At 41.3% G+C, this 18,658-nt stretch carries 15 protein-coding genes; all 15 read left to right on the forward strand.

What is annotated here, in order from left to right:
- Positions 1–10: 10 nt before the first annotated feature.
- The 15 genes from ACFFGV_RS10690 to spoIIGA all read left to right on the forward strand — a co-directional run bounded on the left by ACFFGV_RS10690 (position 11) and on the right by spoIIGA (position 18,656).
- Positions 11–2,275, forward strand: coding sequence for a penicillin-binding protein (locus ACFFGV_RS10690; protein ID WP_377347597.1), 2,265 nt, complete (start codon positions 11–13; stop codon positions 2,273–2,275).
- A gap of 76 nt (positions 2,276–2,351) precedes the next feature.
- Positions 2,352–4,310: a stage V sporulation protein D gene (locus ACFFGV_RS10695; RefSeq protein ID WP_377347599.1), complete on the forward strand. Its 1,959-nt coding sequence runs from the start codon at positions 2,352–2,354 to the stop codon at positions 4,308–4,310.
- A gap of 76 nt (positions 4,311–4,386) precedes the next feature.
- The gene (locus ACFFGV_RS10700; RefSeq protein ID WP_377347601.1) at positions 4,387–5,850 is read left to right on the forward strand and encodes a UDP-N-acetylmuramoyl-L-alanyl-D-glutamate--2,6-diaminopimelate ligase; all 1,464 of its coding nucleotides are present in this window, start codon (positions 4,387–4,389) and stop codon (positions 5,848–5,850) included.
- Positions 5,851–5,865: 15 nt separating this feature from the next.
- Entirely contained in the window at positions 5,866–7,224 is a 1,359-nt protein-coding gene (locus ACFFGV_RS10705; protein WP_377347603.1) for a UDP-N-acetylmuramoyl-tripeptide--D-alanyl-D-alanine ligase, read from the forward strand.
- A gap of 47 nt (positions 7,225–7,271) precedes the next feature.
- Positions 7,272–8,258: a phospho-N-acetylmuramoyl-pentapeptide-transferase gene (gene mraY / locus ACFFGV_RS10710; RefSeq protein ID WP_377347605.1), complete on the forward strand. Its 987-nt coding sequence runs from the start codon at positions 7,272–7,274 to the stop codon at positions 8,256–8,258.
- A complete protein-coding gene (gene murD / locus ACFFGV_RS10715; protein WP_377347607.1) occupies positions 8,255–9,607 on the forward strand; it encodes a UDP-N-acetylmuramoyl-L-alanine--D-glutamate ligase in 1,353 nt (450 codons plus the stop codon). Before mraY ends, murD begins: the two co-directional genes overlap by 4 nt.
- Positions 9,608–9,677: 70 nt before the next feature.
- Positions 9,678–10,793, forward strand: coding sequence for a stage V sporulation protein E (spoVE, locus tag ACFFGV_RS10720; protein WP_377347609.1), 1,116 nt, complete (start codon positions 9,678–9,680; stop codon positions 10,791–10,793).
- Between the two features lie 251 nt (positions 10,794–11,044).
- Positions 11,045–11,950 (forward strand): UDP-N-acetylmuramate dehydrogenase, encoded by a 906-nt coding sequence (murB, locus tag ACFFGV_RS10725; RefSeq protein ID WP_377347611.1) that lies wholly within the window; start codon positions 11,045–11,047, stop codon positions 11,948–11,950.
- Between the two features lie 116 nt (positions 11,951–12,066).
- On the forward strand, positions 12,067–12,858 hold the full coding sequence (locus ACFFGV_RS10730; RefSeq protein WP_377347613.1) for a cell division protein FtsQ/DivIB: 792 nt from the start codon (positions 12,067–12,069) through the stop codon (positions 12,856–12,858).
- Positions 12,842–13,543, forward strand: a complete 702-nt coding sequence (locus ACFFGV_RS10735; RefSeq protein ID WP_377347615.1) for a DUF881 domain-containing protein — start codon at positions 12,842–12,844, stop codon at positions 13,541–13,543. The genes ACFFGV_RS10730 and ACFFGV_RS10735 overlap by 17 nt, the downstream gene beginning before the upstream one ends.
- Before the next feature lie 5 nt (positions 13,544–13,548).
- On the forward strand, positions 13,549–14,265 hold the full coding sequence (locus ACFFGV_RS10740; RefSeq protein WP_377347617.1) for a DUF881 domain-containing protein: 717 nt from the start codon (positions 13,549–13,551) through the stop codon (positions 14,263–14,265).
- Complete coding sequence (locus tag ACFFGV_RS10745; protein WP_377347619.1) at positions 14,265–14,627, forward strand: small basic family protein; 363 nt, start codon at positions 14,265–14,267, stop codon at positions 14,625–14,627. Before ACFFGV_RS10740 ends, ACFFGV_RS10745 begins: the two co-directional genes overlap by 1 nt.
- A gap of 213 nt (positions 14,628–14,840) precedes the next feature.
- On the forward strand, positions 14,841–16,133 hold the full coding sequence (gene ftsA, locus ACFFGV_RS10750) for a cell division protein FtsA (RefSeq protein ID WP_377347621.1): 1,293 nt from the start codon (positions 14,841–14,843) through the stop codon (positions 16,131–16,133).
- A gap of 69 nt (positions 16,134–16,202) precedes the next feature.
- A complete protein-coding gene (gene ftsZ / locus ACFFGV_RS10755) occupies positions 16,203–17,381 on the forward strand; it encodes a cell division protein FtsZ (protein ID WP_377347623.1) in 1,179 nt (392 codons plus the stop codon).
- 354 nt (positions 17,382–17,735) lie between these two features.
- Entirely contained in the window at positions 17,736–18,656 is a 921-nt protein-coding gene (gene spoIIGA / locus ACFFGV_RS10760) for a sigma-E processing peptidase SpoIIGA (protein WP_377347625.1), read from the forward strand.
- The last annotated feature ends 2 nt before the right edge of the window (positions 18,657–18,658 follow it).

Genomic DNA, 18,658 nt, shown 5'->3' on the forward strand with positions numbered 1-18,658 from the left:
ATTAAGGCGTATGAAGAAAAATCGTACGACCCACCGTATAGCTAAGTTGTATATGATGCTATTTACCATCCTGTTTGTCGTTTTGTTTGGCCGATTTTTTTACATTCAAGCAACAGGGCAAATAGAAGGGGTCAATCTAGAAAAATGGGCTGAAAAGAAGCGAACTAGCTCTTATCCGATTGACGCGGAAAGAGGGAAAATTGTGGACCGAAATGGAATGACATTAGCATATGATCGACCAACGTATAATATGTATGCCATTATCGATCCAGCCTATTCAAAGGATTCAGAAGAAACGCTGCATGTAAAAAATAAAGAAAAGACCGCAGAGCAGCTTGCGACCATTATTGATATGGATAAGCAAGCTATACTTAATAGACTGAATAAAGAAAAGAATGAAGAAGGCAATCCAATATTCCAAGTTGAGTTTGGAGATGCAGGTCAGCAGTTATCTCAGGATAAGAAGGAAGAAATAGAAGCACTCGAGCTTGCTGGTATTAAATTTGATCAAAAAGCGAAGCGTTATTACCCTAATGGGACGTTCGCCTCCCACGTGCTAGGGTTTGCGCAAAATAAAGAAAACTCAAATTCTATTACGGGTATAATGGGAATTGAGAAACAAATGGATAAGTATCTGCAAGAGAAGAATGGCAGCATTGCTTATCAACGAGACAAGTATGGTGAGAAGCTATTAGGTCCAGAATCGGTTATTAACGAGCCGAAAGATGGAGCGAATGTGCAATTAACGATAGACCAGAAGATTCAAACGTTACTAGAGGATGCCATGGCTCAGGTGGAGGAAGAGTATAACCCGGAACAGATGATGGCTGCAGTAATGGATCCAAAGACAGGTGAAGTATTAGCGCTTGGTAACCGTCCGAGCTTTAACCCGAATGAGCGTTCTAGCATTGAGAACTGGTATAACAATGTCGTCTCTAATCCGATTGAACCAGGCTCTACCATGAAAATATTTACCACTGCCGCAGCAATGGATGCTGGAGTGTACGATGGAGATAAATCATTCAAGTCTGGTAGTTACCAAGTAACAGAAGATTATAAAGCTATTAACGACCACAACAACGGTGAAGGCTGGGGGTCTATCTCGTTTGATGAAGGTATTATTCGGTCCTCCAACGTAGCTGCTATGAAACTATTGTGGGAAGAGTTAGGTCCTGATCGTTTCCTTGAATATTATCAGGATTTCCACTTGGATCAGGAAACCGGCATTGATTTACCTGGGGAAAATAGTGGGAAAATGGTATATGACAAACCAGTGGAGAAAGTAACCACCTCCTTTGGGCAAGGATCTACAGTTACAGCCATCCAAATGTTAAAGGCTGCTACTGCTGTAGCGAATGATGGCAAAATGATGCAGCCCTATGTCATTTCTCAAATTATGAACCAGGCTGATGGGAAGGTCCTTGAAGAGAAGGAACCAAACGTAGTAGGAGAACCGATTGACGCTTCTACAGCTAAACAAGTAAGAGAACTGCTCGGTAAAGTCATTACCGATGAGAATGGAACTGGGCATGATTATGAGCTGGAAGGTTACTCTGTAGCAGGGAAGACCGGTACTGCTCAAATTCCGAACCCTAACGGTGGGGGATACATGACCGGTAAGGATAATTATATCTTTTCTTTCCTTGGCATGGCTCCTAAAGAAGACCCAGAGCTTGTAATGTATGTGAGTGTTAAACAGCCGAACTTAAAGCCTACTGAGAAGGGTTCTGAGCCTGTTGCGAAAGTTTTTAATACTGTGATGGAGAACGGACTGCGATATATGAACATTCAACCTGACCAGGAAAAAGAACAGATTGAAGTGAATGCTGAGCAAATGGACAATCATGTAGGTGCTTCTGTTTCAAAAGCTAAGAAGGCATTAAAGGATAAAGGTGCAGAGCCTATTGTGCTTGGAGAAGGGGATAGTGTTCAGAATATGATTCCACAGGCAGGGACAGAGATTTTGCAAAACGAGAAAGTGTTCCTCCTTACAAGTGACACCGTTACAATGCCAGATATGCGAGGGTGGTCATTGCGGGATGCATTAAAGTTTAGCTCTGTGCTCGACTTGAATATGGAGCAGGTAGGCAATGGCTATGTGTATAAACAAAGCATTTCACCGGGTTCGAAGGTGAAAAAAGGCGGCTATGTGGTAGTGGAGTTAAAAACACCAAACGAAACACCAGCCGAGGCCACTGAGCAGGCAGAGCAAAATGAACGATCGATGCAGCAATCAGACACATCCGATAATAAGAATGAACAGGATACAGAATAAAGAGGCAGTGTTCTAATCGAATCTAACGAAACATAGGATGGATACAAGCATAGCATGGACAAAAAGGAGATGTACCATGAAACGAGTATCCAATGTAACGTTAAGAAAGCGATTAGTCACTGTTTTTCTTTTGGCTATTCTCGTTTTTGCCGTGATAGACATTCGATTAGGGTATGTGCAATTTGTCATTGGGGATCAGCTGATGGATAAGGCAAAGGATTCATGGAGCAGAGATATTCCGTTCGAGCCAGAGCGTGGAGACATATTGGATCGAAACGGAGAGGTGCTTGCCGAGAATGTTTCGGCCCCTACCGTTATGGTTGTACCAAGACAAATTGAGAATCCAGAAGAGACTGCAAAAAAGCTGTCTGATGTATTAAATATGGACTACGAGAAGGCTCTTCAGCATGTAACGAAGCAAATATCTATTGAACGAATACATCCCGAAGGTAGAAAAATTACCGAGGACATTGCGACTGAAGTGCGAAATCTTCAGTTAGAAGGAGTATATATTGCCGAGGACTCTAAACGGCATTATCCAAAAGGGGAATATTTATCCCATGTACTTGGGTTTAGTGGTATTGACAATCAAGGCTTAATGGGTCTCGAACTTTATTATGACGAACAGCTTAGTGGAGAGAAGGGACATTTATCATTCTTTTCTGATGCTAAAGGGAGACGTATGCCGAAGATAGCGGATGTGTACACACCCCCACAAGACGGATATGATTTGAAATTAACAGTAGATGATAAGGTTCAAACGATTATTGAGAGGGAATTAGATAATGCTGAAGCCAAATACAATCCTGATGGCGCGATAGCTATTGCTATGGACCCTGATACAGGAGAAATTGTAGCCATGTCAAGCCGCCCTACGTTTCATCCTGAAAACTACCAAACTGTTCCACAGGAAGTGTATAATCGAAATTTACCAGTTTGGAGTACTTATGAGCCAGGATCTACCTTCAAGATCATTACGCTGGCCAGTGCTCTAGAGGAAGATTTGGTTGATTTGGAGGATGATCACTTTCATGATAGCGGCTCTATCAAAGTTGATGGAGCAACATTACGGTGCTGGAAACGTGGCGGCCATGGCAGCCAATCCTATTTAGAGGTCGTACAGAATTCTTGTAACCCTGGGTTTGTAAATCTTGGCGAAAAGCTAGGAAAGGAAAAGCTATTTTCCTATATTAAAGACTTTGGGTTTGGACAAAAAACGGGAATAGATTTACAGGGAGAAGGGACGGGAATTCTGTTCAAGGAGGAGAATGTAGGACCTGTTGAATTGGCTACTACGGCCTTTGGACAGGGGGTTTCGGTTACTCCCATTCAACAGGTAGCAGCCGTTGCGGCGGCAGTAAATGGAGGCTACTTGTATGAGCCATACATCGCAAAAGAGTGGGTCGATCCTGCCACAGGTGAAGTGGTGGACCAAAATGAGCCTCAGCTAAAGGAAAGAGTCATTTCGGAGGAGACGAGTAAAGAGGTTCGTCATGCCCTGGAAAGTGTTGTTGCTCAAGGAACCGGAAGAGGCGCGTATGTGGAAGGCTACCGTGTTGGAGGAAAAACAGGTACTGCTCAAAAGGTAGGACCAGATGGACGTTACATGACCGATAACCATATTGTTTCCTTTATTGGATTTGCACCTGCAGATGACCCGGAATTGGTAGTGTATCTAGCCATCGATAACCCTAAGAATACAGTTCAGTTCGGCGGAGTTGTGGCTGCTCCCATTGTCGGAAACATTATGGAGGACAGTTTAAGAGCTCTTGATGTGAAGCCTCGTAAAGATGGAATAGAAAAGAAGGTACAGTGGCCGGACAATCCAATGGTGGAAGTACCTGATTTAATTGGATTGGAAAAGAAAGATCTGGAAGAATACATGGTTAACCTTTCTATTGAAACGAGTGGCTCTGGGGCTTATATTGTCGATCAGTCTCCTAAAGCGGGAGCGAAGGTAGAGCAAGGGGCGAAGATAAGGTTGTATCTAACAGAGCAAGAACCAAAAAATAAACAAAATGAAACAAAAGAATAATCGCAGTGAAAGCTTTACTTTGCTATAATAAACTGCGTATGACATTTAATCTTTAGATAAAGAAGGAGTCAAAGAAATGAAGCTCACTACTCTAATGGAGACTCTTCATATTTACCAATTAACAAACTCAATGGAAGATATAACAATAAATAAGCTGGAAATGGACTCCCGAAATATTGAACGTGGAGACTTGTTTATCTGTATCCCTGGATACACAGTGGATGGACACGATTTCGCGCATATGGCAGAAGAAAAAGGGGCAGCTGCTATCATAGCAGAGCGCCCTCTTCCTGTTTCTATCCCGGTAATCGTTGTAAACGACAGTCAACGCGCAATGGCTAAGCTAGCCAATCATTTCTATCATTATCCGACCCAGCACATGCACCTTGTCGGTGTTACCGGAACGAATGGAAAAACGACTACATCCTACTTGTTAGAGACCATTTTTCAGCAGGATAAGAAGAAGACGGGTTTAATCGGAACCATTCAAATGAAAATTAACAATGAAGCATTCGAAGTCAACAATACAACGCCTGATTCTCTTTTTCTTCAGAAGCACTTCGCTCAGATGGTCGATAGCCAGGTGGAAAATGCCGTAATGGAAGTGTCCTCCCACGCTTTGGATCTTGGAAGGGTACATGGCTGTGATTATGATGTAGCAGTATTTACTAATATTTCTCAGGATCATTTAGATTTCCATAAGGATATGGATGATTATGTGCGGGCCAAATCTCTCCTGTTTTCACAATTGGGGAATACGTACAAACAAACTCCGAAATATGCTGTGGTGAATAGAGATGATGCATATTACCAAACATTTATTAAAAGCACAGCACAAGAAGTAATTACATATGGAATTGAACATGAGTGTGATATCCGTGCAGAGCAGCTTCAGTTAGGAGCAAAAGGAACAACGTTCACTCTATCCACACCGGTTGGCAGCGTTGAGATTAACAGTCCGCTGATCGGTAAATTTAGTGTGTATAATATTCTTGCTGCTGCTAGTGCTGCCATTGTATCTAATGTATCCTTGGATACTATCAAGAAAGCAATGGAGCAGACAAGTGGAGTAAGTGGACGGTTTGAGCCTGTTCTAGCGGGTCAGGATTTCGGCGTCATTGTTGATTATGCTCATACACCTGACTCGTTAGAGAATGTACTTCAGACGATAAAGCAGTTCGCCAATAACAAGATTCATGTTGTAGTAGGCTGTGGCGGTGATCGTGATACTACCAAGCGCCCACTCATGGCAAAGGTTGCTGTCCAATATGCTGATAACGTCATTCTAACATCGGATAATCCGAGATCGGAGGACCCCGTATCTATCCTTCAAGATATGGAGGCAGGTATAGAAGGGCAAGCCTATCAGGTTGTCGTTAATCGTCGCGATGCCATTGAACTGGCAATCACACAAGCGAGTGAGGACGATGTTGTGTTAATTGCAGGGAAAGGTCATGAAACCTATCAAGAAGTACATGGAGAACGAAGTCATTTTGATGATCGAGAAGTGGCGCGAGAATGTATTGCTTCAAAAATGTAAAAGGGGAATTAGAGAATGAAATTCACAACTAAATGGATGACCGAGCATTTTCAATCGTACCAAGGTGCGGCAGGTGACCATATTGACATTGAACATGTCTATACAGATACAAGGAAGGAAACGAGCAAAGCTCTGTTTGTCCCAATTGAGGGGGATTCTTTTGATGGGCATCAATTTTTACAGAGTGCCATTGAAAACGGAGCTGTTGCAGCCTTTTGGAATAAGGAAAAACCTCTTCCTTCCTTTGTCCCAACAGATTTCCCGATATTCTTTGTAAACGATACTCTAATAGCGTTACAGCAATTGGCACATCTGTATAGAAGCTTAATTAACCCGCATGTAATTGGGATTACGGGGTCAAATGGAAAGACGACAACTAAGGATTTCGTTGCATCTGTTCTTTCAAAATCCTATGAAACTCACAAAACGAAAGGGAATTTTAACAACCATATTGGACTCCCTCTTACTATTTTAGACATGTCTCCAGCAACCCAGGTGCTTGTATTGGAAATGGGGATGAACCATTTTGGCGAAATAGAGCAATTGTCTTTTATAGCTGAACCGGATGTAGCTGTTATTACCAACATCGGAGAGTCCCATATTGAATACCTTGGCTCTAGAGAAGGGATAGCACAAGCTAAATCAGAAATAACGGCCGGTTTGAAGCAGAATGGTAAGGTTCTTGTGGACGGAGATGAGCCTTTACTAGCCCCTCTACATACAAGAGAGGGAGTTGTTTCGTGTGGCTTTGACAGTAAAAATCAATATGTTTTATCTAATATAGACATGAATGATCGCGGTTCTCAATTTACAATCAATGAAGCTCATGCGTTTGAGATAAACTTGCCTGGTAAGCATAATGTTAAAAATGCTAGCTTTGCTATTGTCATTGCTCAGCAGCTTGGCATGAGCCAGGAACAAATACAAGAAGGCTTACGAGCTATGGATTTAACAGGCATGCGATTAGAAAGAATAGAAGGGAAGAACGGAGTAACACTCATTAATGACGCATACAATGCATCTCCTACTTCCATGATGGCTTCCATTGAAGTTATGAAAGATCTTCCTCACTTTTCGAGAAAGATTTTAGTTTTAGGGGATATATTGGAATTAGGAGAACTTTCCGACTCCCTTCATCGTTCTATAGCTGCCGTCATTGCTGAACCGATTGATACTGTAATTACAATTGGAAATCGAGCTTCGGTCATTGTCGAAGAACTAGAGAAAGAAGACAGTTCGTTAGCACTGTACCCTTTCACTGAAAAAGAAGAGGCTATACCGGTATTGGAGCAATATCTAAATGAAGATACCGTTATTTTATTCAAAGCGTCGAGGAAACTCGCCTTAGAGACCATCGTTCAATCATTAACATAATTCATACCATCGTACGGACGGTTGGAGTGCTATAAAGGAGGATCACAATGAACGAAACATCACTATTAATAACCATGGCAATTGCCTTTTTAATTACCGTCCTCATCTCACCAGTATTTATACCATTTTTAAGAAGGTTAAAGTTTGGTCAATCCATTCGAGATGAAGGCCCGAAGTCCCATATGAAAAAATCAGGAACCCCGACAATGGGCGGACTAATGATTTTGGTGTCCGTTAGTATTACAACTCTCATTATGACGACAAAATTCAATCCTAATCCTATTAGCTTCGAGGTATTCCTCATGCTGTTTGTATTAATTGGATATGGGTTGATCGGCTTTTTAGATGATTTTATTAAAGTAGTTAAAAAGCGTAATCTTGGTTTAACTTCTAAACAGAAAATGCTCGGTCAAATTATTATCGCTGGCGTGTTTTACTTTATTATTGCTAGAAATAATTTCCCAACGTATGTCGATATTCCCTTTACTGACTTCCAGATAGACTTAGGATGGGGCTATGCCATCTTAATTTTAGTTATGCTAGTGGGAGCTTCTAATGCCGTTAACTTAACAGATGGGCTGGATGGGCTGCTCGCAGGAACTGCTGCCATTGCTTTTGGAGCATTTGCTATCCTAGCATGGCATGGTCAGCCTCAATTTGAAATTGGTATTTTTGCATTAGCTATAGTTGGTGCCTTGCTCGGCTTTCTAGTTTTTAATGCTCACCCAGCCAAAGTATTTATGGGAGATACCGGTTCTCTCGCTTTAGGGGGCGCTATTGCTGCTATTGCTATTTTAACCAAGCTTGAAATTATTCTAGTTATTATTGGTGGCGTATTTGTTATTGAAACATTATCTGTTATCATTCAAGTTATTTCCTTTAAAACGAGAGGCAAACGAGTATTCAAAATGAGCCCGTTACATCACCATTATGAGTTAATCGGTTGGTCCGAATGGCGAGTGGTGACAACATTTTGGTTAGTAGGATTACTTTTTGCAGCATTAGGTATCTTTGTTGAGGTGTGGATCAATTGAAAACATTAACTCATTTTCCGTATAAACATGTATTAGTTCTTGGACTGGCCAAATCAGGAGAAGCGGCAGCAAGACTGCTTCATCAAAGCGGGGTACAGGTAAGAATCAATGACCAGAAGCCCTTTACAGAAAACCCGAAAGCACAATCTCTACAAGAATTAGGGATGGAGGTAATTACTGGCGGCCATCCCCCTTCGGTTCTGGATGACATTGAATACGTTGTGAAAAATCCAGGTATTCCGTATTCTAATCCTATTGTTGACGAGGCGTTAAAGCGTCGGATTCCTGTTGTGACAGAGGTAGAATTAGCCTACATGCTCCATGAAGGAAATTTGGTGGGTATTACGGGATCTAATGGGAAAACGACAACCACCACGCTTGTTTATGAGATGTTAAAAGCAAGCCAATCACCAGCTGCTCTTGCTGGGAATATTGGTAATGTATCGTGTGAAGTAGCACAGGATACAACAAATGAGGAAACCATGGTCTTAGAGCTATCCTCTTTTCAATTACTTGGTACCGAAACGTTTCGACCGCATGTGGGTATCTTTCTTAATTTGTATGAGGCGCATCTAGATTATCATGGAACCATGGACGACTATGGACAGGCGAAGGCCAAGCTATTTGCAAATCAATCAGAGCAAGATTACCTAATATATAATCAAGATCAGGAGGATGTTGTAAACCTTATTCAGCATGCTTCCTCTGTACTAGTACCTTTCTCTAAGCAGGAAAGATTGATAGAAGAAGGAATATGGATTGATGACTCTCACCTATATTACAAGGATAGATCCATTATTCCCTTACAGAACATCAAATTAGCAGGCCAACACAATCTTGAGAATATAATGGCTTCTGTAGGTGCAGCTCTTCTTAGTGGCGGCACTATCTCCGGTATCCGACAAGTATTACAGACATTCACCGGCGTGAAGCATAGGATGCAGTTTGTAAAGGAAGTAAATAAAAGAAGATTTTATAATGATTCTAAAGCAACGAACATTCTAGCAACAAAAAATGCTTTAGAGGCATTCTCGAGTCCTACTATTCTCCTTGCAGGCGGTTTGGATAGAGGAAATGATTTAGAAGATCTTACCCCTTACTTGAAGCACGTTAAGGCAATGGTTCTTTTTGGAGAGACAGCCACTAAGTTTGAGCAATTGGCGAAAGATAATGGAATAGACACTCACATTATGGTCGATAATGTTAAACAAGCAGCTGAAGAAGCATACCATCTATCTGCCCCTGGCGATGTGATATTACTATCCCCTGCATGTGCGAGCTGGGATCAATATCGCACATTTGAAGAGAGAGGGGACATGTTTATGGATGCGGTGCATACATTAAAGTAGGGGGCTTGTTTCCTAATATCGACCAATAAATGCCCCCACGTTCCTATGGTTGGATCAAGGGGGTTTTTTCATGTTTCATACAAATGCCAATACTACAAACAAAGCACCAGATTTGCTGCTAATGATTATTATTTTTTCTTTGCTGCTCGTCGGAGTTGTCATGGTGTACAGTGCATCAGCCATTTGGGCAGATTATAAATTTGATGATTCCTTCTTCTTTGCAAAGAGACAACTGCTCTTTGCTACAGTCGGTATTGTTGCCATGTTTGGGATTATGAATGTTCCTTATCTTGCTTGGCGGAACATATCAAAAATCTTATTAATTGTGTGCTTCCTGCTGCTGCTTGCAGTACTGATTCCAGGAGTAGGGATGGTAAGAGGGGGCGCACAAAGCTGGATAGGGGTTGGCGCATTTAGTATTCAGCCATCTGAATTTATGAAGCTTGGCTTAATAATCTTTCTTGCAAAATATTTAGCAGACAATCAAAAGAAAATCACCTCATTTCGAAAAGGCTTTATACCATCCCTTTCTCTTGTTGTAGCAGCGTTTGGCCTGATTATGCTGCAGCCAGATTTAGGTACAGGAGTAGTGTTAGTCGGGACATGCATGTTAATGATATTTGTATCAGGTGCACGGATTGGGCATTTTATGGTTTTAGGATGTATCGGTTTGGCGGGATTTGTTGCGTTGATAGCTTCTGCGCCATACCGAATGCAGCGGATCACCGCCTTCTTAAACCCATGGGAGGATCCGTTAGGGGCTGGTTTTCAAATTATCCAATCGTTGTATGCTATCGGTCCCGGTGGATTGATGGGACTTGGACTGGGTCAAAGCTTGCAAAAGTTTTTTTATTTACCTGAGCCGCAAACGGATTTTATTTTCGCTATTCTTGCAGAGGAATTAGGTTTTATCGGCGGGACCTTTGTCCTTCTGTTGTTTTTCCTATTGCTCTGGAGAGGGATTCGCGTAGCACTAGGAGCTCCAGATATGTTTGGGAGTCTTCTCGCTCTTGGTATTGTGGGAATGATTAGTATCCAAGTGATGATAAATATTAGTGTTGTTACAGGACTGATGCCCGTAACAGGAATAACGTTACCATTTTTGAGTTATGGAGGTTCCTCCCTAACCTTAACGCTTTGTTCTGTGGGAATTTTATTAAATGTTAGCAGATATGCTCGATTATAGGACAAAAACCCTTCGTCTTTTGCGAAGGGTTTTTATGTAATTACTATACTACACTACATAGCTTTGTGAATTCAGTCAGGATTATAGTTGGATAAATCCTTTATTTTTTATAGAAAGACAGTCACAAGCATAGGTTTTTAATGATAAAATAAGTATTAATCCTGTGTTTATAGTAATTATATATGGGGAAAGTTTATTTGATAGGACTCATGTAGGAGTAGAGCAGGTGTGTTGTAAAGGAGGAACTATAAGTGGAAGAAGTAAAAACGCAGCTTGAGCATTTACAAGTAGGAAAAGTAGCACTAAATGAACCATTACAAAAACATACAACTATTAAAATCGGTGGTCCTGCTGATTTATTTATAGAACCGTCTTCTGTAGAAGGGTTACAAAAGACGTTGGAAATTATAAAGGAACAAAACCATTCATTCCGAGTAATAGGAAGAGGTTCTAATCTGCTTATACCTGATGAGGGGATGAGAGGCGTAGTCATTAAGTTAGGGTCTAATTTTGACGATTTAACTGAAGATGGCAACACCATTCGGGTAGCAGCTGGATATCCAATGATTAAATTAGCCACTGTAATGAGCCGTAAAGGAATGGCTGGGCTGGCATTTGCCGGTGGGATTCCTGGCAGTGTTGGTGGTGCAGTATATATGAATGCAGGCGCGCATGGATCAGATATTTCAAAAGTACTTACGAGAGCTAGAATTCTGTTTGAGGATGGCTCCTTAGAATGGCTTACTACAGAAGAAATGAAGTTCTCTTACCGTACCTCCATACTCCAGCAGGAACGACCGGGTATTTGTATTGAAGCAGAATTTGAATTAGTTTCTGGTGCAAAGGAAGATATCGTGAATGAAATGCAAGGGTATAAAGATTACCGGCGGGAAACACAGCCATGGACATACCCATGTGCAGGGAGTATCTTCCGAAACCCCCTTCCCAACCATGCTGGTCACTTGATTGAACAGTCTAATCTAAAAGGCTATCAAATTGGTGGGGCGCAAGTATCTGAACTGCACGGAAACTTTATTGTGAATGCAGGAGATGCAACTTATGAGGACGTAATGTCGCTTATTCGTTACATTCAAAATACGATTAAACAAAAGTATGACATTGATATGGAAACAGAAGTGGAAATTGTCACGAACTAGTCTTGGAAAACCACGAATTTTCCAATGATATATGATATAATTCAGATATGCATAAGAACGGCATCCGAGCATGCCGTTTCCTTATGTAATTATCAATGTGGGCAGGGGAACAATTCATGAAAGAAAAGAAAATTGTTTCGATAGAGGATCGTATTCCTAAGTTGAAAGAGGCTCGCAAGAAAAAGGCAAATCGCAGATTAATCCTATACTTATCCTTTTTCTTTATCCTGATTCTTCTCATCCTTTACCTACAGTCTTCTTTAAGTAATGTCCACAACATCACTGTAAACGGAAATGAACACGTAAACGATCAAGATGTTATACAAATGAGCGGCGTGTCCAGCAAAGACAACTTCTGGAAAGTAAACGGCGGTGAAGTCGCTAGTAAGATAGAGCAACATGAGGAGATTAAGTCTGTACAGGTGGACAAGCAGCTGCCAGCCTCTATTACTTTTGAGATAGAGGAATATGACAGAGTAGGCTACGTTCAAAATGACGGAAGCTATTATCCCATTCTTTCCACCGGGGACCCTCTAAGCTCTCTGGAATTGAAATCACCAGCTGGAGACGCACCATTACTTATTGGATGGGATAAGCCATCCTACTTAGAAGAAATGACACAGGAGCTGCAGCAGCTCCCTCAAAGTGTGACTCAATTAATTTCTGAAATCCATTGGACGCCTACGGACAAAAACCCATACAAAGTTCATCTTTACATGAATGATGGCTATGAAGTTGAAGGATCCATCCGGAGCTTTTCAGATAAGATGAAATCTTACCCATCTATCGTGTCGCAGCTTGATTCCTCTAAAAAAGGAATTATTCATATTGATGTAGGTGCATATTTTGAAGAGTATTCTTCAGATGAGGAAGAAGAAGGGGAGAAAGACGATGAGAAGGTCGGGTAGCAAAGTCATCTTCTCCTTTGTGCTCCTTATCTCTGGTTTTTTAGTTGCATACAGCTATCAACAAACGAAAAACAATGCAGAAGTAGTTCAATTATCCGATCAAGAATTGGAGAAAGATTTTTATTATCGACAACAATTGATTAATATTGAAAAAGAGAATAAAGAGCTCAGGGAAGAAGTAGAGCAAAAAAAAGCTGACATCCAGTCTATGGAAGGAAGCTTAGCCACACAGGAACAAAAAGTGGCAGATTACGTAGAAGAAAAGAAGCATCTTCAGAAATTAACCGGAGACCTTCCGGTTAAAGGGGATGGAGTTCAAGTCACGTTAAAAGACTCGGACTATGTACCCTCAGAAGAAAATGTTAACCAATATATTGTGCACGAAAGTCACATTCATAAAGTGATTAACGAACTACTATCATCAGGGGCTAATGCTATCGCTATAAATGGTCAGAGATTGTATCGTGACAGCTACATTGCTTGTACGGGCCCAGTTGTTACCGTTGATGGAGTTCAGCATCCTGCTCCATTCGTTATTACGGCTATTGGGGATCCGGATGTATTAATGCCTAGTTTAGAACTAACCCATGGCGTTGTGGATCAATTGGTCAATGATAATGTAGAAGTAGCATTGGAAAAAAAACAGACTATTTCCTTGAATGCTAGAATTTCAGAGGAAGGATGATGCGGATGAATCGAAATAAACTCATCCTTTCTCTAATCTTTGGTCTAGTAGGTTTCATGGTAGCAATACAGTTTCAAACAACCCAGGAGCCTAAGGAACGTGACACAAGAGACTTGTGGGAAGTAAGAACGCAAATTCAAGCAGAGCAAAAGGCTCAGCAAGAATTATTTAGTCAGTTATCTGAATTAGATGAAATGCTGGAGCAGTACGAAGGGAAAACGGATTCCGAAAAGATAGCAGCTTTAAAGCAATCCATTCAAGAATTGGAGAAAAGGGCTGGCTTAACAGATGTAGAAGGGAAGGGAGTCTTGATTACAATCAAGCCTATTTTCCAAAATGTAGATTCGGGTCAGGTGTATCCGACAATTTCGCCAGAGTTAATACAACGGCTGCTAAACGAATTAAACACGTATGGAGCTACGGATATAGCTGTTGGAAACGAGCGAATCACAAGCCTTTCTCCAGTAAGAGACGTAAATGGACATACATATGTGAACAATCATCCTATTCCGCCGTTGCCTGTTGAGATTAAGGTTCTGGCAAACAATCCACAACGATTGATGGACTATATGGAAGTCAGTCAGTCAATAGATGAATTTGCCATTGAAAATCTCGAATTAGCTATCTCTCTTGAAAAACAGATAACATTACCTAAATATGAACAGATTCCTCATCTAAAGAATCTAAAAGTAGATGAAAAAGCGGAAACAGGTGAGTCATAATGTGGTTACCAGTACTTTTTTTAATCGTCGGTATTGCGCTGGGGCTGCTTACGGATATACGGGTTCCTGAGGAATACATGAATTATTTTTCTATTGCCGTGCTTGCAGCATTTGATACCCTGCTTGGGGGTGTCAGAGCCCATTTAGAAGATAAATTTGATCAAAAAGTATTCGTAACAGGCTTTTTCTTTAATGTGGCACTGGCGGCCTTTTTAGCATTTCTCGGTGTACAGTTAGGAATTGATTTATACCTGGCTGCCGTATTTGCATTTGGAATAAGACTATTTCAAAATATAGCCATTATACGCAGGTATCTAATTGATCGAGGTAGAAATAAAGTAGGAAATGAAAAAAAACAATAAAATAAAGGAAATCGTATTTATTTTGTTGAATAACAAAATTATACGAAACGAATAGCCAAATGGCAGATAATATCGATATGATGGCAGTGAAGGAAGGGTAGGGGAGGAGTTAGAGGCCGCTATGGCTGCAGTTTTTCTATCATTTTCTTTTCCATCATAGTGATAGGTTGTCAAAGGGTTATGAGTCCTTATAGCTTAGGAGGTGCCTTGAATTTGAACAACAATGATATATTGGTCAGCCTGGATATAGGTACATCGAAAATTAAAGTTATTATCGGTGAAGTCATGAATGACTCTTTAAATATAATTGGAGTTGGGACGGCCAATTCTAATGGTATGAAAAAAGGAGCTATTGTCGATATCGATCAAACCGTAAATTCCATAAAGAGTGCTGTAGAACAGGCAGAACGTATGGTAGGGATGAGTGTCGATAAAGTAGTGGTAGGAGTCAATGGTAATCATGTACAGCTGCAGCCATGTCATGGAGTAGTGGCTGTTCAAAGTGAAAGCAGAGAAATAGGCGATGAAGATATTACAAGAGTAATTGATGCTGCTCAAGTAATGTCCATTCCACCAGAAAGGGAAATTATTGATGTCATACCAACTCAATTTATTGTAGATGGTCTCGATGAAATCACAGATCCTCGTGGTATGATTGGGGTGCGACTCGAAATGGAAGGCACCATCATAACTTGCTCTAAAACTGTGTTACATAACGCCTTGAAATGTGTAGAGAGAGCGGGGCTTGAAGTATTGGATGTTTGCTTGCAGCCGTTAGCATCAGGGTCCGTTGCGTTATCTAAAGATGAGAAAAACTTAGGTGTTGCTCTTATTGATATTGGAGGGGGCTGCTCTACTGTTTCTGTATTTGAGCATGGCTACCTGCAAGGTACGAGCGTTGTTCCCCTTGGTGGAGACAACATTACGAAGGACTTGTCTATCGGTTTAAGAACCTCCACAGAAGAGGCAGAAGAGATAAAGCATCAATATGGACATGCTTTCTTTGATGATGCCCAGGAAGAGGAGACATTTGATGTTTCAATCATTGGCAGTGATAGGAAACAATCATTTAACCAGCTTCAAATATCTGATATGATTGAAGCAAGATTAGAAGAGATATTTGCATATGCAGAGCAGGAAATCCGGCGAATGGGATACAAGGAAGTACCTGGTGGTTATGTGTTAACAGGAGGTACTCTTAGTATGCCAGGTTGTTTGGACCTTGCTATGGATGTGTATCAAGCGAATGTTCGCATGGCGATTCCTGATTATATTGGAGTAAGAGAACCTCAATATACAGCAGGGGTAGGTATATTGAAGTTTGCCTACCATAATGCCAAAATACAAGGTAAAGACATATTCCCGGCTGTCACAGTACAGGAATCCGAGCCGACTAGAGTCAAGAAACAGAAAAAGCCTGCAAACAAGTCCAATCAACAACAGGAACAGCCGAAGAAAGAAAAAGAATCAGGACTGGCAAACTTAATCAAATACTTTTTTGATTAATACGTCGGATCATCGTAAATAAAATCAAACTAAGAATCTTGTAATCTTGCAAAGTGGGAGGAACGTAAAATGTTAGAATTTGATACAAATATGGACCAATTAGCAACCATCAAAGTTATTGGCTGCGGTGGTGGAGGAAGTAACGCAGTAAACCGCATGATTGAGCATGGGGTTCAGGGTGTGGAATTTATTGCTGTGAATACCGACGCACAGGCATTAAATCTTTCCAAAGCTGAAGTGAAAATGCAAATTGGTGCCAAATTAACACGAGGACTTGGCGCTGGAGCCAATCCGGAAGTAGGTAGAAAAGCCGCAGAGGAAAGCAAAGAGCAGCTAGAAGAAGCACTGCAAGGTGCTGATATGGTGTTTGTTACTGCTGGAATGGGCGGAGGAACTGGTACAGGTGCAGCGCCTGTCATAGCGCAGGTTGCTAAAGAAATCGGTGCTCTTACTGTAGGTGTAGTAACAAGACCATTTACCTTCGAGGGCCGTAAACGCGCTAACCAGGCAACAACAGGAATTGATGCGTTAAAGAGTAATGTCGATACTCTTATCGTTATTCCGAATGACCGCCTACTAGAAATTGTAGACAAGAACACTCCAATGCTTGAAGCATTCCGTGAAGCAGATAATGTTCTTCGTCAGGGTGTACAAGGTATATCTGACCTGATTGCCGTACCAGGTCTCATTAACGTGGACTTTGCCGACGTCAAGACAATCATGGCTGATAAAGGTTCTGCTTTAATGGGAATTGGTATTGCAACCGGTGAAAGCCGTGCAGGTGAAGCTGCGAAGAAAGCAATCTCCTCCCCATTATTGGAAACCTCCATTGATGGTGCACACGGTGTCCTCATGAATATTACAGGAGGATCCAATTTAAGCTTATACGAAGTACAAGAAGCTGCGGATATCGTAACGTCAGCTGCAGATCAAGAAGTCAACGTAATCTTCGGTTCCGTTATTAACGAAAACTTAAAAGACGAAATTGTCGTAACTGTCATCGCCACAGGATTTGACGAATCTCAGCTGCAAGGGAAGCCGCAAGGTCAAGGTCGTCCACAAGCGAACCAGCAGCCACAACAGCCGAACCAAGAAAAACGTCGTCCAGAACAGCCTCAACAACAGCAGCAACAAAGAAGAGAAAGAGAAATGCCGTCTTCAAATAATACAAAACAACAGCAGCCACAACAGGACGAGGATACATTGGACATCCCAACCTTCCTACGCAATCGTAACCGTAGAAGGTAACCGTAACCTATTTCATACAAAAGCCGTACCTTTTTTCAAAGGTGCGGCTTTTTTTGAGTATTTAGAGAAGGCCTGCAATGTCATCACTCAAGGTGAAAAAGCTTCCGCTGATGCGGATTCCCTCCAGCCATAGCCGATACGCCCACTCCCACCCCCTTCATAAATTTTACTCATCGCATCTCTAGTTTCTCCCTGTACTACTCTCTTGTATAATCACACCGACAAAAGATGAGATAATCTATAAAAATAAGATTATTTAACCATACACAAACTGACAGACTTCTATTTCTAGCTTCGTTATACTAACTCCAAGCAGAGATAGTTTTTATCCAGTTCATAGAAAGGACTGAAACGTTGACTATATATTTGGATGCTGTTTGGTTATTGAATTTCTTTATTGACTGGATGATTCTCATGCTGACTCACAGCTTTGCGAAGGCAACGAATCACCGGTTCAGAGTGATGGTAGGTGCTATTGTTGCTTCGTTACTCGTTCCTTTGCATGTGTTGTTTCCTGATGCGTTGTGGTCTACACCGCCTGGGAAGTTAATATTCTCTGTTTTTATAGTGTTAGCAGCATTCGGGTATAAAAATATCCGTTTGTTTGCGAGACAATTGTTTTTATTCTACTTTATTTCTTTTGCTATTGGTGGAGGTTTGTTTGGTATTTACTATATGCTGAATGATGCTATCCATGTATCAACAGGGATGATTGTAACGTATCAATCCGGATTCGGGGATGGGGTAAGCTGGTTGTTTGTCTTCATTGGGTTTCCGCTTGTTTGGTTGTTTACAAAAAAACGCTTGGACAAGCTGGTTGTTCAGCAATTGAAATATGATGAAATGGTTCCTTTATCTATATGTTTTCATAATCGAGTTCATGACACGACAGCATTCATAGACAGTGGTAATCAGTTGACTGATCCCATTACGAAACAGCCGGTTGTGATTTGCGATGAGGTATTTATGAGGCAGTGGTTCACAGAAGAAGAATGGCAGCTGTTATATAAAGCCCAGGATGAGCTAAACTTTGACGTTCTTCCAGAGAAGTGGCAGGACCAGTGTCGTATTGTCCCTTATCAAGGAGTAAGTGGGGACAGAGCGTTTATGATGGTGTTGAAGCCAGATTGGCTGCAGGTAACTGTAAACGGAAACCATTTAACAATCTCCAGGGTGCTAGTCGGAATTCAATTTGGATCGCTCTCTCCAGATGAAAGCTATCATTGCTTGATGCATCCTCACTTGTTGAAGGATGTAGCTGTAGATTCAGCCTAGTG

Origin of the sequence: Pontibacillus salicampi (assembly GCF_042434395.1) — a bacterium.
GTDB lineage: Bacteria > Bacillota > Bacilli > Bacillales > BH030062 > Pontibacillus > Pontibacillus salicampi.

Excerpts from the sequence above, each read along its gene's own strand:
- ACFFGV_RS10700 (WP_377347601.1), top strand. The coding sequence starts at position 4,387 with ATGAAGCTCACTACTCTAATGGAGACTCTTCATATTTACCAATTAACA.
- ftsZ (WP_377347623.1), top strand. The coding sequence starts at position 16,203 with ATGTTAGAATTTGATACAAATATGGACCAATTAGCAACCATCAAAGTT.
- ACFFGV_RS10705 (WP_377347603.1), top strand. The coding sequence starts at position 5,866 with ATGAAATTCACAACTAAATGGATGACCGAGCATTTTCAATCGTACCAA.
- ACFFGV_RS10735 (WP_377347615.1), top strand. The coding sequence starts at position 12,842 with ATGAGAAGGTCGGGTAGCAAAGTCATCTTCTCCTTTGTGCTCCTTATC.
- ACFFGV_RS10695 (WP_377347599.1), top strand. The coding sequence starts at position 2,352 with ATGAAACGAGTATCCAATGTAACGTTAAGAAAGCGATTAGTCACTGTT.
- ACFFGV_RS10690 (WP_377347597.1), top strand. The coding sequence starts at position 11 with ATGAAGAAAAATCGTACGACCCACCGTATAGCTAAGTTGTATATGATG.
- ACFFGV_RS10740 (WP_377347617.1), top strand. The coding sequence starts at position 13,549 with ATGAATCGAAATAAACTCATCCTTTCTCTAATCTTTGGTCTAGTAGGT.
- spoVE (WP_377347609.1), top strand. The coding sequence starts at position 9,678 with ATGTTTCATACAAATGCCAATACTACAAACAAAGCACCAGATTTGCTG.
- ACFFGV_RS10745 (WP_377347619.1), top strand. The coding sequence starts at position 14,265 with ATGTGGTTACCAGTACTTTTTTTAATCGTCGGTATTGCGCTGGGGCTG.
- mraY (WP_377347605.1), top strand. The coding sequence starts at position 7,272 with ATGAACGAAACATCACTATTAATAACCATGGCAATTGCCTTTTTAATT.
- ACFFGV_RS10730 (WP_377347613.1), top strand. The coding sequence starts at position 12,067 with ATGAAAGAAAAGAAAATTGTTTCGATAGAGGATCGTATTCCTAAGTTG.